The 20,699-nt window shown below is 74.6% G+C and carries 21 protein-coding genes and 1 pseudogene; 8 read left to right on the forward strand and 14 right to left on the reverse strand.

The features are described from left to right. Window positions 1-45 precede the first annotated feature (45 nt). Genes ACPPVS_RS18535 through ACPPVS_RS18555 form a run of 5 tightly spaced genes read left to right on the forward strand, consistent with a single transcriptional unit; the run spans window position 46 to window position 4,058 of the window. On the forward strand, window positions 46-1,350 hold the full coding sequence (locus ACPPVS_RS18535; protein ID WP_426593745.1) for a CoA transferase: 1,305 nt from the start codon (window positions 46-48) through the stop codon (window positions 1,348-1,350). Window positions 1,351-1,399: 49 nt separating this feature from the next. Beyond that, a complete protein-coding gene (locus ACPPVS_RS18540; RefSeq protein WP_426593747.1) occupies window positions 1,400-1,894 on the forward strand; it encodes an FBP domain-containing protein in 495 nt (164 codons plus the stop codon). Then, entirely contained in the window at window positions 1,887-2,921 is a 1,035-nt protein-coding gene (locus ACPPVS_RS18545; RefSeq protein WP_426593749.1) for a DUF4037 domain-containing protein, read from the forward strand. The genes ACPPVS_RS18540 and ACPPVS_RS18545 overlap by 8 nt, the downstream gene beginning before the upstream one ends. 10 nt (window positions 2,922-2,931) lie before the next feature. Next, complete coding sequence (locus ACPPVS_RS18550; RefSeq protein ID WP_426593751.1) at window positions 2,932-3,534, forward strand: dihydrofolate reductase family protein; 603 nt, start codon at window positions 2,932-2,934, stop codon at window positions 3,532-3,534. Continuing rightward, on the forward strand, window positions 3,531-4,058 hold the full coding sequence (locus ACPPVS_RS18555; protein ID WP_426593753.1) for an N-acetyltransferase family protein: 528 nt from the start codon (window positions 3,531-3,533) through the stop codon (window positions 4,056-4,058). Before ACPPVS_RS18550 ends, ACPPVS_RS18555 begins: the two co-directional genes overlap by 4 nt. Before the next feature lie 3 nt (window positions 4,059-4,061). On the opposite strand, the gene ACPPVS_RS18560 is transcribed toward ACPPVS_RS18555, so the two are convergent. Beyond that, window positions 4,062-5,186 carry a peptidoglycan-binding domain-containing protein gene (locus tag ACPPVS_RS18560; protein ID WP_426593755.1) on the reverse strand — a complete coding sequence of 375 codons (1,125 nt, stop codon included), beginning with the start codon at window positions 5,184-5,186 and terminating at the stop codon, window positions 4,062-4,064. Window positions 5,187-5,298: 112 nt separating this feature from the next. After that, window positions 5,299-6,051 (reverse strand): DinB family protein, encoded by a 753-nt coding sequence (locus tag ACPPVS_RS18565; RefSeq protein WP_426593757.1) that lies wholly within the window; start codon window positions 6,049-6,051, stop codon window positions 5,299-5,301. Window positions 6,052-6,132: 81 nt separating this feature from the next. Here ACPPVS_RS18565 and ACPPVS_RS18570 point away from each other — a divergent pair, with 81 nt between their 5' ends. Further along, window positions 6,133-6,579, forward strand: coding sequence for an NINE protein (locus ACPPVS_RS18570; RefSeq protein ID WP_426593759.1), 447 nt, complete (start codon window positions 6,133-6,135; stop codon window positions 6,577-6,579). Between the two features lie 3 nt (window positions 6,580-6,582). On the opposite strand, the gene ACPPVS_RS18575 is transcribed toward ACPPVS_RS18570, so the two are convergent. From ACPPVS_RS18575 to ACPPVS_RS18605, 7 genes and pseudogenes are all read right to left on the reverse strand, one after another. Next, window positions 6,583-6,768, reverse strand: coding sequence for a hypothetical protein (locus ACPPVS_RS18575; protein ID WP_426593761.1), 186 nt, complete (start codon window positions 6,766-6,768; stop codon window positions 6,583-6,585). Window positions 6,769-6,811: 43 nt separating this feature from the next. After that, window positions 6,812-8,002, reverse strand: a complete 1,191-nt coding sequence (locus ACPPVS_RS18580; RefSeq protein WP_426593763.1) for a hypothetical protein — start codon at window positions 8,000-8,002, stop codon at window positions 6,812-6,814. A 4-nt stretch (window positions 8,003-8,006) separates the two neighbouring features. Beyond that, window positions 8,007-8,516 (reverse strand): GNAT family N-acetyltransferase, encoded by a 510-nt coding sequence (locus ACPPVS_RS18585; RefSeq protein WP_426596029.1) that lies wholly within the window; start codon window positions 8,514-8,516, stop codon window positions 8,007-8,009. Window positions 8,517-8,570: 54 nt separating this feature from the next. Then, window positions 8,571-8,900, reverse strand: a pseudogene (locus ACPPVS_RS18590) (SRPBCC family protein); the annotation flags it as partial. 9 nt (window positions 8,901-8,909) lie between these two features. Beyond that, complete coding sequence (locus ACPPVS_RS18595; RefSeq protein ID WP_426593765.1) at window positions 8,910-10,523, reverse strand: FAD-dependent oxidoreductase; 1,614 nt, start codon at window positions 10,521-10,523, stop codon at window positions 8,910-8,912. Window positions 10,524-10,603: 80 nt separating this feature from the next. Beyond that, the gene (gene pdxH, locus ACPPVS_RS18600; protein WP_426593766.1) at window positions 10,604-11,266 is read right to left on the reverse strand and encodes a pyridoxamine 5'-phosphate oxidase; all 663 of its coding nucleotides are present in this window, start codon (window positions 11,264-11,266) and stop codon (window positions 10,604-10,606) included. Continuing rightward, entirely contained in the window at window positions 11,263-11,913 is a 651-nt protein-coding gene (locus ACPPVS_RS18605; protein ID WP_426593767.1) for a DUF998 domain-containing protein, read from the reverse strand. The genes pdxH and ACPPVS_RS18605 overlap by 4 nt, the downstream gene beginning before the upstream one ends. A gap of 92 nt (window positions 11,914-12,005) precedes the next feature. Between ACPPVS_RS18605 and ACPPVS_RS18610 the strand changes: the two genes are divergently transcribed. Continuing rightward, on the forward strand, window positions 12,006-12,134 hold the full coding sequence (locus ACPPVS_RS18610; protein ID WP_426593768.1) for a hypothetical protein: 129 nt from the start codon (window positions 12,006-12,008) through the stop codon (window positions 12,132-12,134). 1 nt (window position 12,135) lies between these two features. Continuing rightward, on the forward strand, window positions 12,136-12,546 hold the full coding sequence (locus ACPPVS_RS18615; protein ID WP_426593770.1) for a VOC family protein: 411 nt from the start codon (window positions 12,136-12,138) through the stop codon (window positions 12,544-12,546). An 84-nt stretch (window positions 12,547-12,630) separates the two neighbouring features. Here ACPPVS_RS18615 and ACPPVS_RS18620 read toward each other — a convergent pair whose 3' ends face one another. From ACPPVS_RS18620 to ACPPVS_RS18640, 5 genes are read right to left on the reverse strand one after another with little or no spacing between them, the layout of a single operon-like run. Next, window positions 12,631-13,113 (reverse strand): MarR family winged helix-turn-helix transcriptional regulator, encoded by a 483-nt coding sequence (locus ACPPVS_RS18620; protein WP_426593771.1) that lies wholly within the window; start codon window positions 13,111-13,113, stop codon window positions 12,631-12,633. Window positions 13,114-13,168: 55 nt separating this feature from the next. Then, a complete protein-coding gene (locus tag ACPPVS_RS18625) occupies window positions 13,169-15,910 on the reverse strand; it encodes an FtsX-like permease family protein (RefSeq protein ID WP_426593772.1) in 2,742 nt (913 codons plus the stop codon). Continuing rightward, window positions 15,907-19,071 carry an FtsX-like permease family protein gene (locus tag ACPPVS_RS18630; RefSeq protein WP_426593773.1) on the reverse strand — a complete coding sequence of 1,055 codons (3,165 nt, stop codon included), beginning with the start codon at window positions 19,069-19,071 and terminating at the stop codon, window positions 15,907-15,909. Before ACPPVS_RS18630 ends, ACPPVS_RS18625 begins: the two co-directional genes overlap by 4 nt. Continuing rightward, window positions 19,064-19,765 (reverse strand): ABC transporter ATP-binding protein, encoded by a 702-nt coding sequence (locus tag ACPPVS_RS18635; RefSeq protein WP_426593774.1) that lies wholly within the window; start codon window positions 19,763-19,765, stop codon window positions 19,064-19,066. The genes ACPPVS_RS18630 and ACPPVS_RS18635 overlap by 8 nt, the downstream gene beginning before the upstream one ends. Then, the gene (locus ACPPVS_RS18640) at window positions 19,762-20,673 is read right to left on the reverse strand and encodes an ABC transporter ATP-binding protein (protein ID WP_426593775.1); all 912 of its coding nucleotides are present in this window, start codon (window positions 20,671-20,673) and stop codon (window positions 19,762-19,764) included. Before ACPPVS_RS18640 ends, ACPPVS_RS18635 begins: the two co-directional genes overlap by 4 nt. Window positions 20,674-20,699: the final 26 nt, after the last annotated feature.

The raw sequence follows: 20,699 nt of genomic DNA on the forward strand, positions 1-20,699 counted from the left end.
GGTACCGTCAACCGCAACCCGTCGGTTGCCTCCTACAGTGGAGGGATGCTCGACCAGATCCTGGCGGCCGGCCTGCATCCGGCCTCCGCGTCCCTGACGGTCGACGGGCACGGCGACCTGCCCTCGGCGTTCGCCGTCACCGAGCTCGCCGTCGCGACGGTCGGCGCCGCGGGTCTCGCCGTGGCCGACCTCCTGGGGATCGCCGACGTCCACGTGGACCGGCGGCTGGCGTCGATGTGGTTCGGGATGTCGATCCGGCCCGACGGCTGGGCCCCGCCGCCCCCGTGGGACCCGGTCGCGGGCGACTACCGCACCGCCGACGGCTGGATCCGGCTGCACACGAACGCGCCCGTGCACCGCGACGCCGCCCTCCGAGTGCTCGGGGTCGCGGGCACCCGGGAGGCCGTCGCCGACGCGGTCGCGGGGTGGGCCGGCGACGCGCTCGAGGACGCCGTCGTCGCGGCCGGCGGGTGCGCCGCGGTCATGCGGACCGCCGCCGACTGGGCCGCCGGGCCGGCCGGGAGCAGCGTGCTCGGCGAGCCGCTGATCGACTGGACCACCTCGGGCGCGGCGCCGCTGGACCTCGCCCTCGCGCCCGCCCGACCGCTGGCGGGGCTGCGCGTGCTCGACCTGACGCGTGTGCTGGCCGGACCGGTCGCCACGAGGTTCCTCGCGCTGCTCGGTGCCGACGTGCTCCGCATCGACCCGCCCTGGTGGGACGAGCCCGGCGTCATCCCCGAGGTGATGCTCGGCAAGCGCACCGCCCGGCTCGACCTGACCACCGAGCCGCTCGCCGAGCTGCTGACCGGCGCCGACGTCCTCGTGCACGGCTACCGGCCGGGCGCCCTCGACGGGCTGGGACTCGGCGCGGACGCCCGATGGCAGCTGAGCCCGGGACTCGTCGACGTCAGCCTCGACGCGTACGGGTGGACCGGCCCGTGGCGCGGTCGCCGCGGCTTCGACAGCCTCGTGCAGATGAGCACCGGCATCGCGGACGCGGGCATGCGGCACTACGGCCACGACTCGCCGACCCCGCTGCCGGTGCAGGCGCTCGACCACGGCACCGGCTACCTCCTGGCGTTCGCCGCGTTGCAGGGCGTGGCGCGCAGGCTCGCGACCGGCGAAGGGGCGTCCGCCCGCCTCTCGCTGGCGCGGACGGCCGCGCTGCTCACCGGTCCGCCGGCAGACGGGTCGCTCGAGCCCGAACGTCCGCAGGACGTCGCACCGGCCGTCGAGCACACGTCGTGGGGCCCGGCCAGGCGTCTCGTCGCTCCGGTCGCGATCGACGGCGTGCGCTGGGAGACGGACCGGCCGGCCCGGTCGCTCGGATCGGACCGCGCGGCCTGGTGACGCATTGGGTTGGACACGTGGACGGCCCCGGCGCATCATCGACGACGACATGCTGCCCCTGACCGAAGCCCAGATCCGCGCGTCGTTCGTCAACTGCTCGCGCGGCGAGGCGTCCAAGGTGACGCTGCCCGCCGACCTCGACGAGACCCGCTGGGACCGCCTCGACTACTACGGCTGGATCGACAGCAAGGCACCCCTGCGCGCATACGTGGTCCTGACCGTCGGCGACGCCCCCGTCGGCATCGCCCTGCGCGCACCCGAGGACACCGCCGGACGCCGACGGGCGGTGTGCGCGTGGTGCGAGGACGTCTACGCCACGGACGAGGTCTCGCTCTACGTCGCCCGCCGCGCCGGCGCGTCCGGCCGCAACGGCGACACGGTCGGCACGCTCATCCACACGACGTTCGGCTGCTCGCGCAACGTGCGGCGCATCCCGCGGATCGTGGAGGCAGGCGACGATCCCGACGGGCTGGTCCTGCGGCGCATCGAGGGCCTGCGCGAGCGGTCCGTGCGGTTCGCCGACGAGGTCCTGCACGGTGGCTGACCGCGGCGCCGACCTGGCGCGCGCGTACTACGGACAGGTGGTTCGACCCCTCGTCGAGAAGCGGTGGCCCGGCCTGCCGCACGCGGCGGCGCGGCTCGGCGGTGGGTCCGACGTGCTCGGGTACGACGACGAGGTCTCCCGCGACCACGACTGGGGCCTGCGGCTCGACCTGCTGGTCGAGCCGTCGCTCGTCGTGCCCGTGGACGAGCACCTGGCCCGCGAGCTGCCCGAGACCTTTGCCGGTCACCCGACGCGGTTCGCCACGACCTGGGACCCGTCGGCGCGCCACGGCGTCGCCGTCAACAGCGTCGAGGAGTTCGCGCGAGGCCGCCTAGGCTTCGCCGCGTCGGAGCCGCCCAGCCTCGACGAGTGGCTCTCCCTGACCGGTCAGGCCGCCCTGGAGGTCACCGCCGGGCCCGTCTTCGCGGACTCCGACGGTCGGCTGACCGCGGTCCGCGGCCGGCTTCGGTGGCTCCCCGACGACGTCTGGCGGTACGCCGTCGCGACCGACTGGGTGCGGGTCCGCGACGAGCTGCCGTTCGTCGCCCGGACCGGCGCGTCGGGCGACGACCTGGGCTCGCGGCTCGTCACGGCGCGGCTCGTGCGGGTCCTCGCGCACCTCGGCTACCTGCTCGAACGCCGGTGGCCGCCGTACGCCAAGTGGTTCGGCCGCGGGTTCACGGAGCTCTCGCACGCCGGCCGCGCCCACGAGCAGCTGCTCCGGGCGCTCGCCGGCTCCGGATGGGCGGTGCGCGAGGACGCCCTGGGCGCCGCCGCCGGGATCCTGCTCGCCGTCCAGCGGGACGTCGGGCTCCCCGTCGTCGACACCGCCGTCGTCCCGTTCTTCGAGCGCGGCTCACGCGGCATCGGACTCGTTCCGGAGGCGGTGGCCGGCGGCATCGTCGACGACGCCGTGCGCGCCCTGCCCGTGGGGGTGGGGACGGTCGAGCAGTGGGTCGACGACGTCGCCGTGCTCATGGACCCCGCGCGCCGGATCCGCGCGGCACGGTCGATGCTCGACGGCTAGCGTCGTTCGCATGCCCGTCATCCTCGACATCACCATCTCGCTCGACGGCTTCGTCACGGCGCCGAACGCCGGGCCCGACAACGGCCTGGGCGACGACGGCCTGGCCCTGCACGCCTGGGCCATCGGCAATCGCACGCCCGAGGACCTGCGGCTCCTGGCCGCGGGTACCGCCGCGACGGGCGCCGTCGTGATGGGCCGGAACACGTTCGACGTGGTGGACGGGCCGAACGGGTGGAGCGACGAACGGCACTACGGCGCCGACCAGGGCGACGCAGCCGCCCCGCCGCCGTGCTTCGTCGTGACCCACACGGCACCCGAGCACGTGCGGCTCACCGATCGCATGACGATCGTCACCACCGGGCTGCGCGACGCGATCGACCAGGCCCGCGCGGCGGCCGGCGAGAGGCCGGTCGTCATCATGGGCGGCGGGTCGGTGGGCGGCCAGGCGCTGCGCAAGGGGCTCGCCGACCGGGTGCAGCTGCACGTCGCGCCGCTGATCCTCGGCGCCGGCACGCCCTTGTTCGACGGTCCCCGGGTCCAGCTCCGTCTCGACGAGGCTGCGACCGTCGTGACGCGCAACGCGGCGCACCTGTGCTACGACGTGGTCCGGTGACCGCGACCGTCCGGCGGGTGCGGGCCGACGAGTGGCCGCTGGTGCGCGGGCTGCGGCTCGACGCGCTCCGGGACCCGGACGCGCACCTCGCCTTCCTCGACACGTACGAGAACGCCTCCGCGTCGCCCGACGACCACTGGCAGGCACGCGCCGCCGGCTCCGCGCAGGGAGACCACGCCGCCCAGCTCGTCGCGGTCGACGGTGACGCCTGGGTGGGGACGGTGACGGTGCTGGTTCAGCGCGCCGGCACGCAGGATCACCACGGGCGGCTGATCGAGCGCAACCGGACGCTGCTGGTCGGCGTCTACGTGCGCCCGTCGCATCGCGGCGCCGGGGTGATCGACGACCTTCTCGACGCCGCCGTGGACTGGTGCCGTGAGCACGGGTTCACCACGCTCACGCTCGACGTGCACCGCGACAACCCGCGGGCTCAGGGCGCGTACCGTCGCGCCGGCTTCGCCCGCTCGGGCGTCGAGCTCACCGGCGCGATCGGTCCGGAGATCGAGATGGTCCGGACGCTCTGAGGGTCAGTCCGTCGACGAGGGCGCCGGTGCCGGTTCGAGCACCGCGGCCAGCGCCTTCTGGAACGCCTCGATCGTCGCGGAGTCGACCACGCCCGTGGCCGGCACGCCGAGGTTGGTCTGCGCCGACGCGACGGCGGCCGTGAGCGCGTCCGACCACTGACCGTCCACCGGGCCGTCCCAGTACCCGGCGAGCTTGAGCGTCTGCTGCAGCGCGGCGGTCGTGAGCATCGTCGCCTGTGCCGTGGCCGCGCCCTTGGCGGTGAGCGTCGCCTCCAGCGCGTCGGCCGTCGCCCTGTCGACGGTGCCCGTCTGCGGGAGATCGTTCGCCGCCTGCAGGGCGACGACCGCGGCGACGGTCAGCGGACCGTAGATGCCGTCGATCGGGCCCGTGTAGTAGCCGGCGTCCGTCAGCTGCTGCTGCAGGGCGAGCGTGTAGCTGCGGATCACGTCGGACGCCTGGGCCTGCCGCTCGTCGGACAGGCAGCCGGACTGCGCGAACAGCTGGATCCACGCCACCTGCAGGGCGACGACCGCCGAGTTGAACTGCTCCGACGCCTCACGCAGCGGGGTGTCGTCGCTGATGCCCTCCTTGGTCGACGCGAAGTCGGCCTCCGCCTGCTTGACCCGGTCCACGGTCGCCGTGGGGATCAGCGGCGTGGGAGTCGGGGTCGGCGTCTCGACCACCGCCGGCGGCTCGGTCCCCGACGCCGAGGCCTGGGCCGCGGCCACGGCTGCCTCCGCATCGGCGACGTCCTGCTGGGCCTTCGCGACGTCGTCGCGCGTGCTCACCACGTCCTTCGCAGCGTCCTGGGTCGCCTGGCTGGGCTTCTCGAGGTCGGCGCCACCCGTCGCGACGTCACCCACGGTGACCGCCGACTGGTTGATCAGGTCGCCGTAACGGTCGAGCGCCGTGATGTACGACGCCGCCGAGGTGCAGAACGCTGCCGACGCGTCCGCGGCGGCCTTGTTGGCGGTATCGAGGGAGTCCTGGGCCTTGGTCAGGTTGGCCTGGGCGATGGCCAGCTGCGACTGCGGCGACGCGTTGCCGCCGCCGCTGCACGCCGCCGTGAGCAGCAGGCTCGCGGCGAGCACGATCACGCCGAACCGCTTCGTGTTCTGGGCGTCCACGGGAGCCCTCCCTCTCGCACGACGTAGACCTGCAGGTCACGGCACCGGGACCTGGGCCGACAGTAGCGGGGGATTCGCCGCCGGTGGCGCGATTTGCCCGGATGTCGCGGGGTCAGCCGCGCTCCTCGAGCACGGACAGGTCACGCTCGGCGTAGCGGCGGTGCCACCACTCCTCGTTGAGCACCACACGAAGGCACGCCCGGGCGGTGAAGGTGTCGCCCTCGTCGGGCCAACCGGGTCCGACCAGCGGGTCGCCGACGACGTCGAGGCGCTCGTCGGTCAGGCCGTCGACGACGCCGCGCACCAGGGTCATCGCCGCCAGCCGGAGCGCGAGCACGTCGTCGAGGGTCGGGCGCGCGTCTCGGTCGTGCGGCACGCCCGGGCGCGGTGCCATCTGGTCCCAGGGCAACGACATCGGGTGCCACGGGCTGGGGTCGCCCAGGACCGCCCGCCCCACCCAGGACTCCGACGCGAAGGCGAGGTGACGCAGCGTCTGGATGAACGACCACTCCTCGTCCACCGACTCGTGCAGGCGCTCGGCCGGCAGGCGTCGCGCCCGGTCCACGGTCGCGGACCAGAGGCGTTCGTTGACGACCCACGCCTCACGGAAGCCGTCGGCGGTGGTCGGCCGGAACAGGGGTCGCTCGGGGTAGCGGCGGTCCAGCTCGGCGTCGACGAGCGGTCCGACGTCGACGCCGTTGATGACCAGGCCCTCGATCTCGCCCTCGATCGTCGTGCCCGAGAACTCGACGTCGCGCATGACGACGCCGTGGAACCCGACCGACCGGAACGTGGCGCCGGTCAGGTTCACCATCGAGAACCGGGCGCCCGTCAGGTCGACGTCCTCGAAGCTCGCGTCGCTCATACGGTCAGGTTAGGCAGCAGCACCGACAGGACGACGGGTTTACGCTCTAGGAACCCGCCCTCGCGACCCACGGGAGCACCCGTGACCGACCTGATCGACAGCCCCTCGAGCATCGACGACTGGTTCGAGCGTCCCGTCGTCACGCGCATGCCGCCGAGACCGGCGACCCACGAGATCCCGCTCCTCGCGGCCACCGTGCGCTACCCGCTCGGTCGGGTGCCGGACGTCCAGGACGCACCCGTCCGGGCGACCGCCGCCCCGCCACCGCCGCAGACGTGGATCCGGTCCCGCGTGACCGCCGGGCTGCTCGGGGTGTTCCTGGGCGGCCTCGGCCTGCACCGGATGTACCTGGGCTACTGGAAGCGCGGCCTGGCCATGCTCGCGATCTTCGTCGTCGGCGGGTTCATGACCTTCGGCCTGGCGGCGATCATCGTGTGCGCCGTCGGGTTCCTCGAGGGGCTGATCTACCTGTCCGTGCGCCGCGGCCGGTTCTCCCGGGACGCACGCGGCCGACCCCTGCGCGGCTGACCGTCAACCGCCGTAGACGCTCTTGAGCAGCTCGTAGACGAGCACGCCCGGCCAGATGAGCGCCTTCGGGATCGCGAGCGCGAACAACCAGAAGGTGTCGGCCTGCTGGAAGTAGTAGACGGCGGCCCCGATGAAGCCGAAGCCGTACACGACACCACCGCCGGCGCCCCGCGCCGAGTCCTTCGCCATGCCCGTACGGTCCGGCACACCGGGGTCTCGGGTCAAGGCCGGGTCAGGCCGAGGCGTCCATCTGCTCGTTCAGCGCCGTCAGGTCGTCGACGAGCCCCTGGACGCGTGCCTGCTCGGTCGCGGCCGCCGACTCGGCCGCCGTGATCGTGGCGTCCCGCGCGGACAGTGCGGCGTCGTCGCGCGCGAGCAGGCCGGCGGCCGTCGCGAGCGTCTTGTCGGCCGCCGCCATCGGCAGGTCCGTCCCGTCCCACCAGACCCACGAGAGCCGCAGCCGCGACCGCTCGCCCGGGGACATGGCGGCCACCTCGGCGGCCTTGGACTCGTAGAGCTTCCGGTAGGCGTCGCGCGACTCGGTGTCCGCCGTCAGCTGCGCCCGTGCCTGTGCGTTCGCCGTCTCCGACGCCAGCAGCGCCGTGTTCGCGGCCGTGATCTCTGCGGCCATGCGCACGATCCCCCCGTGCACGGCCGTGTACACGCCGACGAGCGCCGCGCGGTCGGTGAAGTAACGCGCGTACACCTGCTCGAGGCGCGGGTCGAGGCCCGCCACCTGGGTGCCCAGGTAGGCGAACAGCTCGGTGGGCCGGCTCTCCGGGTGCGTCCCGACCGAGCCGGCGATCTGGGCATGGATCTCGTCCTTCGCGGGGACGGCCGTGGCGGCCGCCTCCAGCAGAGGCGTCAGGTCCTTCTGCTCCGCCGGCGAGAGGCGCTCCCACGCCGCGTGCAGCGTCTCGTGCGCCGCCGTGGTCACGGCCTGCCCGGCGATCCGCGGGTCGGCCGGCTGGTACACGACGATCGAGTCAGTGCCGGGCAGGTAGCACCCGACGAAGCCGCTCGCAGCGAGCGCGTGGGCCGAGCCGACGTCGTCGCACCGCCCGGCGAACGCGGCTTCGTCGAGAACCTGGGGTCGCGTCGCGTAGAAGATCCGTCGGCCTTCGTCCGAGAAGTGCGCGGCGTCCGCGAGCGCGACGGCCGCGGCGCTCGGCGGCGGCACGACCAACGGGCCGTGCAGGGCGGCGGACGCCTGGTCCAGGACGGATACCAACGGTGCGGTGCCCTCGCTCCACAGCCAGATCCCGACCAGGATCACGACGACGAGCGCGGCCCACCGGCCCCGGCCACGTCGACGGGTCGGTGGCGTGGGGGGCGTCGGCGGCGCCGTCCGTTCGTCGACCACCCACTGCGGCACGCGCCCGCTGGCGGATCGCGGGAGGTCGTCGGGAGCCAGGTGCACCACTGGGCTATCGGTCGTTCGGGTCGTCGGCTGGAGGCGTCACGCCGTCTGCCAGGCCCAGCCGGTAGAAGACGCTGTTCGGGTCGAGCCGGTAGTCGGCGAACGGCCCGCAGGGCTCGAACCCCGCGCGCTCGTACAGCCTGCGCGCCGGCGCGAAGTAGTCCTCGGTGCCCGTCTCCAGGTGCACCGTCCGGTAGCCGCGGCCGGTGGCCTCGGTCAGCACGTGGGCCAGCATCGCCGCGCCCACGCCCCGGCCGCGCGCGTCCGGGCTGGTGCGCATCGACTTGAGCTCGCCGTCCAGCGCTGCCAGCTCCGTGAGCGCGACGCAGCCGAGCAGCGCTCCCGTCTCGTCGCGAGCCGTCCAGAACGAGATGCCGGGCGCGGTCAGCGCGCCCGGGTCCAGGGCGTGCACCGACTCCGCCGGAGAGGTGGCGAACATGTCGGTCAGGTGCTCCTCGAGCAGCGCGAGCACGTCCGGTCGCTGCGGGTCGTCCGCAGCGACCGTCACCGTCTCCAGGACGCGCTTGAGCCGTTCCAGGTCGGCGACGACGAGCGCCTGGTCGCGGTCGAGGTCCGCATCGCTCATCCCGGGCTCGCGACGCAGCGTGAAGACGACCTCGCAGCGGTCGCCGTCCGCGAGCGCCCGCAGCGGCACGTGCACCGTCTGGCCCGAGGGCAGCGTCACCACGTGGTCGAGCACGCCGAACGGGTTCCGCGGCGCCATCTCGACCCGTACCCGGCCCTCGGCCGTGACGACGAACCAGGCGTCGTCCTCCTGCACGACGGCGCTGCCCAGCCCCGGCGCCCACCGGGGCAGGTTGGCCACGTCCGAGGCGAACGCGTACACCGCCGCCACGGGTCGGTCGATGCGCACCGCCAGGTGCCGGGAGTCCGTCGCCACCCGGTGATGCTAGTTCGGGACCGAGAGCGCGAGGAACTGGTGGACGTACGCGATGGCCATCCCGCCCTCGCCCACGCCCGCGGCCACGCGCTTGACCGACCCGGACCGCACGTCGCCTGCCGCGAAGATGCCGGGCACGGTCGTCTCGAGCGCGAGCGGGTCGCGCGGCTGGGTCCACCGACCGGTTCCGCGGGCGTCGGCGCCCGTGAGGATGTAGCCGTTCTCGTCGCGCTCGACCTCGTCGGGCAGCCAGCCGGTGACCGCGTCCGCGCCGATCATCACGAACAGGACCTCGATCTCACGGGTGTCCACGAGGCCGGTGCGCCGGTCGGCCACGCCGATCTTCTCGAGCGCGTCCTGCCCGTGCAGAGCGACCACCTCGGACCTCGTCTGCACCGTGATGCGGCGGTTGGCGCCGATCTGCTCGATCAGGTAGGTCGACATGCTCGCCTCGAGCGACTCCCCACGCACCACCAGAGTCACCGAGCCCGCGTACCGGGAGAAGAACATCGCGGCCTGACCGGCCGAGTTCCCCGCGCCGATGATGACGACGTCCTTGCCGTGCGCCAGGCCCGAGTCGCTGCGCGCGGCGCCGTAGTACACGCCCTTGCCGACGAACCGGTCGATCGACTCGATCGGCACGTGCCGCCACTCCACGCCCGACGTCAGGACGACCACGTTGGCGGCGATCTGCGCACCACCGTCCAGCGTCAGGGTGCGGGCGACCGGATCGATGGCCTCGATGGCGCGGGTCACGACGATCTCGGCCCCCAGCCGCTTGGCCTGGCGCAGCGCCTTCGCGGCCAGCTCGTCGCCGGACACCCCGAACGGGAAGCCCGTGTAGTTCTCGATGCGGGTCGACGTGCCCGCCTGCCCGCCGGGTGCGAACTTCTCGACGACGAGCGTGCGCAGCCCCTCGGCGGCCCCGTTGACCGCGGCCGTCAGCCCGGTGGGTCCGCCGCCGACGATCACCACGTCGTACGCGTCGTGCGCCGGGATGACCTGCAGGCCACCCGCGAGCGCGATCTCGCGCATCGTCGGACCGACGAGGCGGCGACCGTCCGCGAGCTCGACGACGGGCTCGGCGTGGTCCGCGGTGTTCACCGTCTCGAACGAGACCCGGTTGCGGTGCAGGAACGTGCGGATGTCGTGCACCCGCGGATCGACCAGCGGGCCGACGACGACCATGTCCGGCGTGGGCTTCTCGGCGGCCAGCTCCTTGAGCCCCTCCATCCGGCCCTGCGCGAGGGCGCCCACCGCGGCGACCACCTGCGGCGCCGTCGCGGCGAGCGTGAAGAACGTGCCGACGTCCACCCGCAGGATCCGCGAGGGCTCGACCGCCGCACAGCTGGCCGGCATGTTCATGCTGAGCATGACCGGCACCTCGCCGTACAGCTCGCCGGGCCCGCGCGGACCGATCACCCGTTCCACGCCGTTGACGCTCTTGGTCAGCTCGACCAGGCCCTCGACGACGACGAACAACGCCCGCTCGTCACCCTCGTGCACGGCGAACTCGCCCGGCAGCAGCGCGATGTCCTCGACCGACCGCGAGAGGAACTCGAGCTGGTCCGGCGTCAGGTCGGCGAACAGCGGGATAGCGACGAGCTCGTCCGGACGGATCACGTGGCCCTCTTGGTCGTGCGGCAGGCGTGGACCTCGCCATCGTCGCAGACCAGGGATGTGCGAGACGTCGGCGGCGGGGGCTAGGGCTGCCGACGGTGGACCGTCCAGGCGTCCGCGGTGGCCAGGTCGCCGGGCGCGGTGCGCACGTAGACCAGCCGGTCGTGGAGGCGGTCGCGCCGACCGGCCCACAGCTCGACCTCCGCGCAGTCGATCCGCCAGCCGCCCCAGCCGTCGGGCACGGGCACGTCGCCGGGTGAGCCGGTGTCCGGGTAGCGCTGCGCGTACCGCTCGAATGCGGCCACCAGGGCGGCGCGGTCGGCGACCGGGCGGGACTGCCGGGACGCCCAGGCGCTGATCCGCGACCCCCACGGGCGGGACCGGAAGTAGTCGGTGATCTCGTCGCGACCCAGTGGCACGGCCGTCCCCCGGAACCGGATCGCCCGGTACATCGACGGCCAGGTCAGCGCGGCCGCGATGCCGCCGGTCGCCACGATCTCGGTGCTCTTGGCGGAACCCAGGTCGGTGACGAACCCCGGGCCGGCCGCGTCGAGGAACCGCATGAGCACCGTGCGCACGTTCGGCTGCCCGGACGCGTCGACGGTGGCCACCGAGAGTGCCGTGGGCTCGACGACGTCGGGGCGCCGCTCGGCCTGCGCGAGCCAGTCGCGGACCTGCTGCAGCGGCGTGGGTGCGAGGTCGGCCTCGTCGAGACCCTCGCCGAGGTACTCCCGGTGCTCGGTCACGACGCCGGCTCGATCCGGTGCGCCGCGAACAGGCCGAGGCAGAAGATCCACACGCTGATGCTCAGGATGTGCGCCCGCTGGCTGACCCCCACGGCCCACGCGGGGTCGTCGGTGCTCTGGTACCAGCCGAACACAGCGCTGGCCACGACCCCGCCGAGCCACACCACCCACCAGGCGACGCGCCGGAACCAGGCGGGTCCTGTGGTGCGGACGGCGAGCCAGACCGCCGCAGCGCCGAGGAACAGGGCGGTGTCCGAGACGATGCTGCTGCCGTCGTGCACGCCCGTCAGGAGCCCGGCGTCCGGCACGTCGCAGACGGTGCCCGGACCGCAGGGGGAGGCGATGACCGCGGCGAGCGACGCACCGAGCGCGAAGACGATCGTCGCGACGACGAACGCCTCCCGCCAGATGCCCGGAGGCAGCCGTCGCCGGACCGCGGGCAGCAGCGCGACGACCAGCGCGGCGCAGACGACGTCGGTGACCCGCAGCAGGGTGGCGTTGGCCTCGCCGGGCGCCTCCAGCTCGCTGACCACGGCGGACATGCCGTGGAACCCGCGCAGCACCCAGTCGAGGAGGAAGTTGCTGTAGAGCAGCGCCGCGAGCGCACCGGCCACCAGGGGCGCCACCAGCAGCGGCCGTCGACTCACGCTCACCGGTCCCCCGCACCTCCGCCCGCGCTCACGCTACCCGGTGCCGTCGACGGGTGCGCGCACGGGGCGGGTGCTGGTAGGCAGGCCGTATGGACCGACACGCAGTGCACACCGACCACGCTCCCGTAGCGCTGGGGCCCGCCAGCCGTGCGAACGTCGGCCCACCCCGCGGGCTGTTCGTCTCGATCGGGGCCATCGTCTTCGCCGTGGAGGCCTGACATGGAGATCCAGCTGAGCATGCTCGGCGTGATCGTGCGCGACATGCCCGCGGCGCTGCGGTTCTATCGGATGCTCGGGCTCGACATCCCGGCCGAACAGGACGCGAAGCCGTTCGTGCTGCACCGCATGGGCAGCGGCGTGACGATCTTCTTCGACACCGTCTTCGCGGTCCGCTACGACGCCGACCACACCATGCGGACGGGCGCAGGCTACGGGTCGCTGTTCGAGTTCTACCTGGGCGACGACGCCGCCGTCGACGCGAAGTACGCGGAGCTGACCGCGGCCGGCTACCACGGGCGGCTGGCGCCGGAGCAGACGTTCGGGCCGTATGCCGCGATGGTGGACGACCCGGACGGGAACGTGGTCCTGCTGACCTCGGACAACGCACTCCATGCGGCCGAGACGCCCTGACCGAACCTGCTGCCGCGACCGCTCGCACCCGGTTGATCGTCGCCGCTACTCGGGGTCGGGCCGGTCGGGCCGGTCGGGCCCTGGTCAGCCGCGAAGACGCATCGCGTCGGCCGGGTCGAGGCCGCCGAGGATCCGCCCCAGCACGCGGTCGAGGTCGGCGATGTCGGTGGCCGTCAGCCGGTCGATCACGTGCCGCCGGACGGTAGCGACGTGACCGGGCGCCGCCTCCGTCACCGCCGCGAGCCCGGCCTCCGTGAGGATGGCGTTCGTCGCGCGTCCGTCCTGCGGGCACGGCGCGCGGCGCACCAGGCCCCTGCCCTCGAGACGTGCGACCACGTGGGAGAGCCGCGCGAGCGTCGAGCTGGTCACGGCCGCCAGGCCGGTCATGCGCAGCGTGTGCTCGGGCGCCTCGGAGAGCATGGCGAGGACGAAGTACTCGAAGTGGCGCAGGTCCGAGTCGCGCCGGAGCTGGGTCTCGAGCGTCCCGGGCAGCAGCTCGACGACGGCGACGAGCTTCTTCCACGCGCTCAGCTGCTCGTCCGTCAGCCACGGGACCGTCGCGTCCATGGTCAGGATGGTAGGCCGCACCGGGTGTCGGAGAAGCACCCGGCCCACGACTTCGTCAGCGCACCCTCAGCACCTGACCGAGCCGTTCGCGGCGGCGGGCGGAGGACTCGACCAGGACGACCACCAGCACCGTGAGGCCAAGGAGCGCGACAGGCAGGACCGCCCACCAGGGCAGCACCACCCCGGGGTCGGTCGCCTGGCCGGTGACGAGCCGCAGCGCGAGCGGCGCCACGATCGTGCCGACGAGGAGCACGCCGAGCAGCACGCCGCCGACCGAGGCCACCAAAGCCGACGGCAGCAGCTCACCGGCCGCGACGCGTGCGGCGCCTCGTCGGCGCAACCCGAGGACCCGGGCGGTCGCGAGCGCCCGGGCGCGCCCCGGAGCGGACGCCGCGGCGTCCAGGACGACGATCAGCACCCCGAGGCCGGCGCACACAGCGGCGACGAGCAGGACGAGCGCAAGGAGACCGTCGGCCAGCGGGTCCGACCGTCGGTCCGTGAGCCACCGGGCACGGGTCAGGACGTCGGCCCCGACCGGCGCGGCCGCCGTGCGGGCGGCTGCCGACGCCTGTGGGCCGACCGCCCACACCGTGTCCGGGGTCGCCGCGACCTGGTCGGCGCTGACCGGCAGGGATCCCGTCTGCTGGGCGCGAGCGGCGTCCAGGGCCTCGACGACCGCGGCCAGAGCCGCACGGTCGACCACCACGGTGAGGCCCGCAGGCGTGCCGTCGGGCCGCTGCGTCGGCAGCGCGGGCACCCGCCCGACGGGTTCGAGGTCGATCGTCACGTCCCCCCACTGCACCGACGGCCGGGTACCGACCAGGGGACCTGCGACCAGTGCAGGCAGCGGACCGGGCGCCGTGCGCGTCTGCGCGGCGACCGAGGCGTCGGCCAGCACGGCAAGACCGGGGGCGGCCCCGAACGGCGTCCGCGCGAGCAGCCTGCCGTAGGCGGCGGGGTCCACGGCGAGGACCCGTACGGCCTCGACGCCGCGCACGCCGAAGAGGTCGCTGCGTGGCTGAACGCGGCCGACGGCCACGGCATCGACGCCGTCGGTGGCGGCCAGCCGGCCGGCGACGTCCTGCAGCGACGCGTCGGGCATCGTGGTGCGCACCAGGGCGTCGGCTCCCACGCTGTCCCACGAGCCGTCCCGCTGGCCCGCGCGTGCCGTGCCGAGGAGGGCACCGCAGAGCGCGACGAGCGTGGTGACCACGACGAGCGCAACGAACGGCAGCAGGGCTCCCGTCGACCGGGCGCGCGCGACCGAGAGCAGCGGTCCGGCCCGGCGAGACCGGCGCGCGACGCGCAGCGCACCATCGAGAAGCAGGGGCACGGCGCGCCACAGCAGCAGCGCCCCGGCGGCCGCGACGAGGACCGGCGCGGATGCGAGCAGGACGTCGGCAGGTCCCGACAGCGACCGGACCCCGCGCGTGCGCAGTGCAGCCAGCGCGGCGAGCGCGAGCACCAGCAGCGCGACCTCGAGCGACGCCCGCCGCACGGTGCGGACGCGCTGAGCGAGCCGTCGGCGGTGGCGGTCGGTCGGGACGCGGCGGGCCTCGCTGCGGGCCGCCGTCAGCGTCGCGAACCCGGGCGGCGCAAGAACGCCCACGGCCACCACCACGACGACCCAGGGCCACGTCAGCGGGCCCGGGCCCGCGACGACGCCGGCCGCCACGCCCACCGCGGCCCCGACGCCGACGACCACGACCGACTCCGCGCCGGCCCGACCGGCGATGCCGACGAGGGACGAGCCGCGCGCCCGCACCGTGCGCAAGCCCGGTGACCGCCGGCGCGCGAGGAGGTCGGCCGCGACGAGGAGCACCAGGATGGCGCCGCACGCCAGTCCCGCGAGCACCACCGTCGCTTGCGACCAGGTCGCCGCGACGCGCTCGCGCACCTGCGGCAGGACGACGTCGAGCCCCGACGTCACCCTCGGCCCGGGCCCGGGAGCCCCCAGCAGCTCAGGCGACGCCTCGAGGCCCGCGAGCCGCGTGAGCAGCGCACCGGAACCGCGGTAGTCCAACGCGTCCGGATTCACGGGGAACTCGAAGGTGCGCGTCACACCGTCCGGCTCGAGCGCCGCGCGGGCCGCGGGCAGCGAGGCCGCAGACAGCAGGCCACCCACGACGGTCGTCGGCGCGCCGCTCGGACCCACGACCCGCGGTCGCAGCACCTCCGGCAGACCCGTCCACACCCGATCCAAGGGGTTCCGCGCGTCGAACACCCCGGTGACCAGCACCTGCACCGTCGTCTTGTCGGGCTTGGTGGCCACGAAGGTGTCACCCGCACCCACACCGAGGACATCGGCCACCGCGGCGGAGAACGCGACCTGCACGGCGCCGTCGGGCCCCGGACGGCCCGGGGCGGTCCCGGCGACCCAGCTGACGGCCGGCTCCTGCCCCGCCCACAGGTAGGACATCCACAGGATTCCACCGGTCGGCATTCCCGGGGTGCTGATCCCGAGGTCGGTGCTCGTGGCGGCGGCGACGGGCGCTCCGAGCACGGCTCGCAGCGACGGCGGCAGCGCGGCGGCGATCCCGCGCGCCGCGTCGTCGACGCTCGACACCGTGTCCGTGGCGTCGGCCTCGGCGTTCGACTCGCCGGCGCCGTAGCTGCTGGTGACGACGAGGTCGACCGGCGGATCGGACCGTGCGACGGCGGTCCGGACGGCGTCGTCGGCCCGTCCGCTGAGCAGCGTGGGCACCGCGACGGTGAGGCCGACCGTGAGCGCGACGACGAACATCGTGACGAGCAGCGGCCATGCGTCGGCGCGTGCCCGACGCCAGGCGACCCTCATGAGAACGGGTCCGTCCGCAGACGGCTGATCGTCGCGCGCCGCACGGCGCGGGCCGCGAGGGGCACGACGACGACGGCGCAGCCGAGCGCCAGCGTGACGACCGTCGCCACCTGCGCCGGCCACGGCCACTGTGCCACCGCCGCCGGAACCGGTTGTAGTCCCTGGGTGGAGACCGCCAGGAGCGGGCCGATCGCCCAGCAGGCGAGCGCACCCAGCAGCCCGCCGAGGAGCAGCGGAATCCCCGTCAGGACCCCCTGCTCGGCCAGGACGGACGTCAGCACCGAACGCCGCGGCGCGCCGAGCCCGCGCAGCCGGGCCACGTCGAGCTCGCGCGCGTCGAGCGCGGTCGTGGAGTGCAGTGCGGTCCCGACGAGCGCGAGCGTGATGGCGGCGACGACGAGCAGCGCGGCTGCCGCTCGCTGCGCGGCGCGCAGAGGACCGTCGGCGCTCTGGTGCGCGAGCGTGGTCCGTTCGGTCACCGGGCCGATTCCCTGGGCCTCGAGCGTCGCGCCGGCGCCGGCGGGGATCGCGCCGCCCACCCACCACGCGTCCGTGAGGCTGTCGAGGCTGCCGTGGCTGAGCGCGGCGCGGGACAGCGTGTCCACGTCCGCGAGCAGCGCCGCGGCGCGCGGCTGTGAGGGGACGTAGGCGGTGATGCCGCGCACCTTCGCCTGCACAGGGGTCACGCCGAGCGAGAGCTGCACGCCGTCACCGACCTTGACGCCGAGCTCGTGCGCGAGCTGTGCCGACACCACGACGGGCACGACGTCGACCGGGCGGAACGCGAGCGCGGTGATGTCGCCGGCGGACCAGTAGAGCTCCGGCAAGGAGGCTGTGCCGTCGAGGCTCAGCCGGACGCCGTCGGGCGTGCCCGCCGCGGTGACGCGTCCGAGCAGGGCGTCGGCGTAGCCGTTCGTCGGTGGGCGCGCCGCCGACCAGTCCCCGGGCGACAGGGACGCGTCACGCAGCGTCACGTCCAGGTGGAATGCGGGCGCGCTCTGCTGGTCGAGGTCGCCGGCGCCGGCGGCGGTGAGCTGGGCGTCCACGGCCACCAGCCGGGCGTCCTTCGGAATCGCCACGGTGAGGGCGTGCGACGCCGAGTCGAGCGCGATGACGCCCGCCGGAACCGCGGCGCGCGCGCCGTCCCGATCCTGCACGACGAGGCTGAGGGTGGCGTCGATCTGGACGCCGTCCGCGACGTGGCCCGACACCAGCAGGTCCGCGTTCGTGCCGGTCAGCTGAACCCCGCCGACCGACCCCGTCGATCCGAGGCCCGACGTGGCGTCTGCCCAGCCGCCGGTCGGCGGCCGGCCGCGCAGCAGCCCGTCGGCGTGCCGGGTGTCGACGGCGACGAGCCGGACCGCGGCGGCGCCGCTCCGCGTCCGCGAGCCGAGCGTGACGGCCCGGCTGGTGACCGGGCTGACCAGCCCAGCCGTGGCCGCGTGCAGCGACGCGCCCGTGCCGAGCGCGCCGCCCTGCACCGACAGGTCGGTGCCGACGGCTGCAGCCGCCTGCTCGCGCTGGGACTGCGTCCAGGTGGCCGCGAACCCGATGCCGAACGTGGCGCACGCCGTCGCCAGCACCACGAGGAACGCCGCCGCCGTGCCTTGCGGGCGACGCGCCACCCCCCAGGCGGCGAGCGGCAGGGTCAGCGAGCGGGCCGACGCCGCGCGCGCGTCGGCCCGACGGGCGAGCAGGGAGAGCGGACGCAACGCGAGCGCCGCGCCAGCGAGCAGGCACAGCACAGGGGCGACGACGAGGACCGGGTCCACCGCGCCGCCCGTCGCGATGCCATGGTCACGCAGCTGCAGGTACGCGACGACCGCCAGCGCGAGCAGCAACAGGTCCGCGCCCGAGCGAGCCACCACGCCGACGCGGTCCACGCGGCCCCCGCGCACGGTCCCGGGGCGCAACGAGGGAAGCACCAGGAGGCCGCCGAGCGTGAGGGCGACGGCGGCGACAGTCGCGACGAGCGGGAGCAGGCCGCCCTCCGGCACCCCCACAGGGTCGAGGCCGACCCTGCGGCCCAGCACCTGGTACAACCCGAGTGCGAGCGCCGTCGCCGGGACGGTGCACACCACGGCGAGCACGCCCGCCTCGACGGACGCCTGGGCGACCAGGCGCCCGTGGCTCGCCCCGCGGGCGGCGAGCAGCGCGGCTTCCGGCGCACGTCGAGCGGCGACGAGCCGGGCGGCCAGCACGACGGTCGTCCCCGCGAGCGCGCAGCCCAGCAACGCCACCACGAGGACGCCGGAGCCCGTCACCTCGCGCTGCCGGCGCGCATCGTCGAACGTGCCCACGATCGGCAGGTCGGGGACGAGGTTCTGGGTACGGTCGCCGAGCGCGCTGGCCAGAGCGCCGCCGAGCCCGTCGACGGTCACCCCGACGTGCGCGACCTGCGCGGCGTCCGCGTGCGACAGGTCGGGCTGCACGTGCAGAGTCACCCGGCGCAGGGGGATCTCGCTGGCGGCGAGCGCACCCGGCGCGACGACGAGCGGCCCGTAGGCGCTGATGAACCCGCGGTAGTTGGGGCTCACCCCGGTCCCGGCGAGCGGATCCTCCGTCCACCCGGTGCCGGAGCGTGGCACGAACGTCCCCACGACCGTCAGCTCGGGGCCTTGACCGCCGGGCACACCGGCGAGCGCGGTCGAGCTCCCGACGGCGAGCCGGAGCACCCCGGCCGCCGACGCGGGCACGGCAACCTCACCCGCGGCGACCGGCCAGCGGCCCGACGTGATCGTCGCGCGCGCGTCCGGGTCGTCGAGATCGGCCAGGTACGACAGGCGCAGGGCGCCGCCGTCGGGCGGCAGGTACTGCATGACGGTGGACGTCCACGTGGTCGTGGTCGTCGGGAGATGCCCGAAGGGCGCCGTGAGCAGGGCAGCCGCCCGCGCGACGGCCGCCGCGGGTTCCCGCGCGGTCGCCGCGACGCGGGGGTCCGTCGTGGGGTCGTCCGGGTCCTCGGGGAAGCCCAGCGCGACGCCGACCTGGACGTCCGCGTGGGGTGCGCCGGCGATCGCGAGCTGCAGCGCCCTCTGCGGGGAGGCCGTCACGAGCAGGACGCACGCCCCGACCAGCGCCGAGCCCGCGACCATGACCGCCAGCACCGCGGCGAGCACGCCGAGCTGGGCGCGTCCGCGCCGCCGGACCAGCTCACCCACGCGCGACGTCCTCCACCAGCCGGCCGTCCACCAGGTGCACCGCACGGTCTGCGAGCGCGATCATCACGGGGTCGTGCGTCGCGACGAGGGCCGTCATGCCCTCGGCCTCGACGACGCCACGGATCAGCGCCATCACGGACAGTCCGGTCTCGCTGTCGAGCTGCCCCGTCGGCTCGTCGGCGACCAGGAGGCGGGGCGAGGCCGCGAGCGCGCGTGCGATCGCCACCCGCTGCTGCTGGCCGCCCGACAGCTCGTCGGGCCGCTGCTGCGCGTGCGGGGCGAGCCCGACGAGCTCGAGGAGCAGCCCGACCCGGCGCTCGCGCTCCGCCACGGGCGCGTCGCGCAGGCGCAGCGGCAGGCCGACGTTCTCGGCCGCCGTCAGCACGGGGATCAGGCCGAACGTCTGGAAGACGAACGCCACGCGGTCGCGGCGCAGCTCGTCCTGCCCGTCCTCGGTGAGCGCGGACACGTCGACGTCGTCGACGACCACCTCGCCCTCGTCGGGCCGGTCCAGGCCGCCGACGACGTTGAGCAACGTGGTCTTGCCCGACCCCGAGCGGCCGACGAGCGCGACGAGCTCGCCCGAACCCACGTCGAGGTCGACGCCGCGCAACGCGTGCACCGCGGCCCGCCCGTGCCCGAACGTGCGGTGCACGCCCCGGACGCGCACCACCGCGCCGGGCTGTGCGCTCACGGCGCACCCCCGTCGGGCTTGACGCTCACGTGGTCGGCCTCCAGCGCGAGCCGGACGCGGCGGGTCAGCGCCAACGCGTCGCGGTACTCGCGCGGCACCTGCACGCGTCCCGCCCGGTCCATCACTGCGTACTCCTCGTGGGTGACGTCGCCGCCGGCGTCCCGACGCAGCACCTCGCTGCTCGTGCGCCCGTCCCGGATCGCGACGGTGCGCTCCACCTGTGCCCGCACGGCCGGGTCGTGGGTGACGACCACGACGGTCGTGCCGGCCTCCCGGTTCGCGGTGCGCAACGCGTCGAACACCTCCTGGGCCGTGGCCGTGTCCAGCTCGCCCGTGGGCTCGTCGGCCAGCAGCAGCTGCGGCTCGTTGCCGAGCGCCGTGGCGATCGCGACGCGCTGCTGCTCACCGCCCGACATCTCGTCCGGCAGCCGGTCGGCCACGTGCCCGACGCCCACGAGCTCCAGCAGCTCGTCGGCCCGCGCCGTCCGTCGCGCACGACGTGTGAAGGTCATCGGCATCGCGACGTTCTGCCGGGCGGTCAGGTACGGCAGCAGGTTGCGCGACGTCTGCTGCCACACGAAGCCGACCATCTGCTGCCGGTACGCCACACGGTCCCGCGCGCCCATCGCCATGAGGTCCCACCGACCGACGCGCACACGGCCCGCCGTTGGTGCGTCCATCCCGGACAGCACCGAGAGCAGCGTCGACTTGCCCGAACCGCTGGCTCCGACGAGCGCGACCATCTCGCCCTCGTCGACGAGCAGGTCCAGCCCTTGCAGCGCCTGCACCTCGACGCTGCCCGACTGGAAGATCCGCACGAGGTTGTCGCAGACGACGAGAGCGTCGTGACCGAACTGCGCGGCAGGCGCGGCGCCGCCGCCCAGGGCCTCGAGGGTGCTCTCGGACACAGTCGATCCCTCCGTCGCGGAACGTG

The organism is Cellulomonas sp. McL0617 (assembly GCF_049994875.1).
Classification (GTDB): Bacteria; Actinomycetota; Actinomycetes; order Actinomycetales; family Cellulomonadaceae; genus Cellulomonas.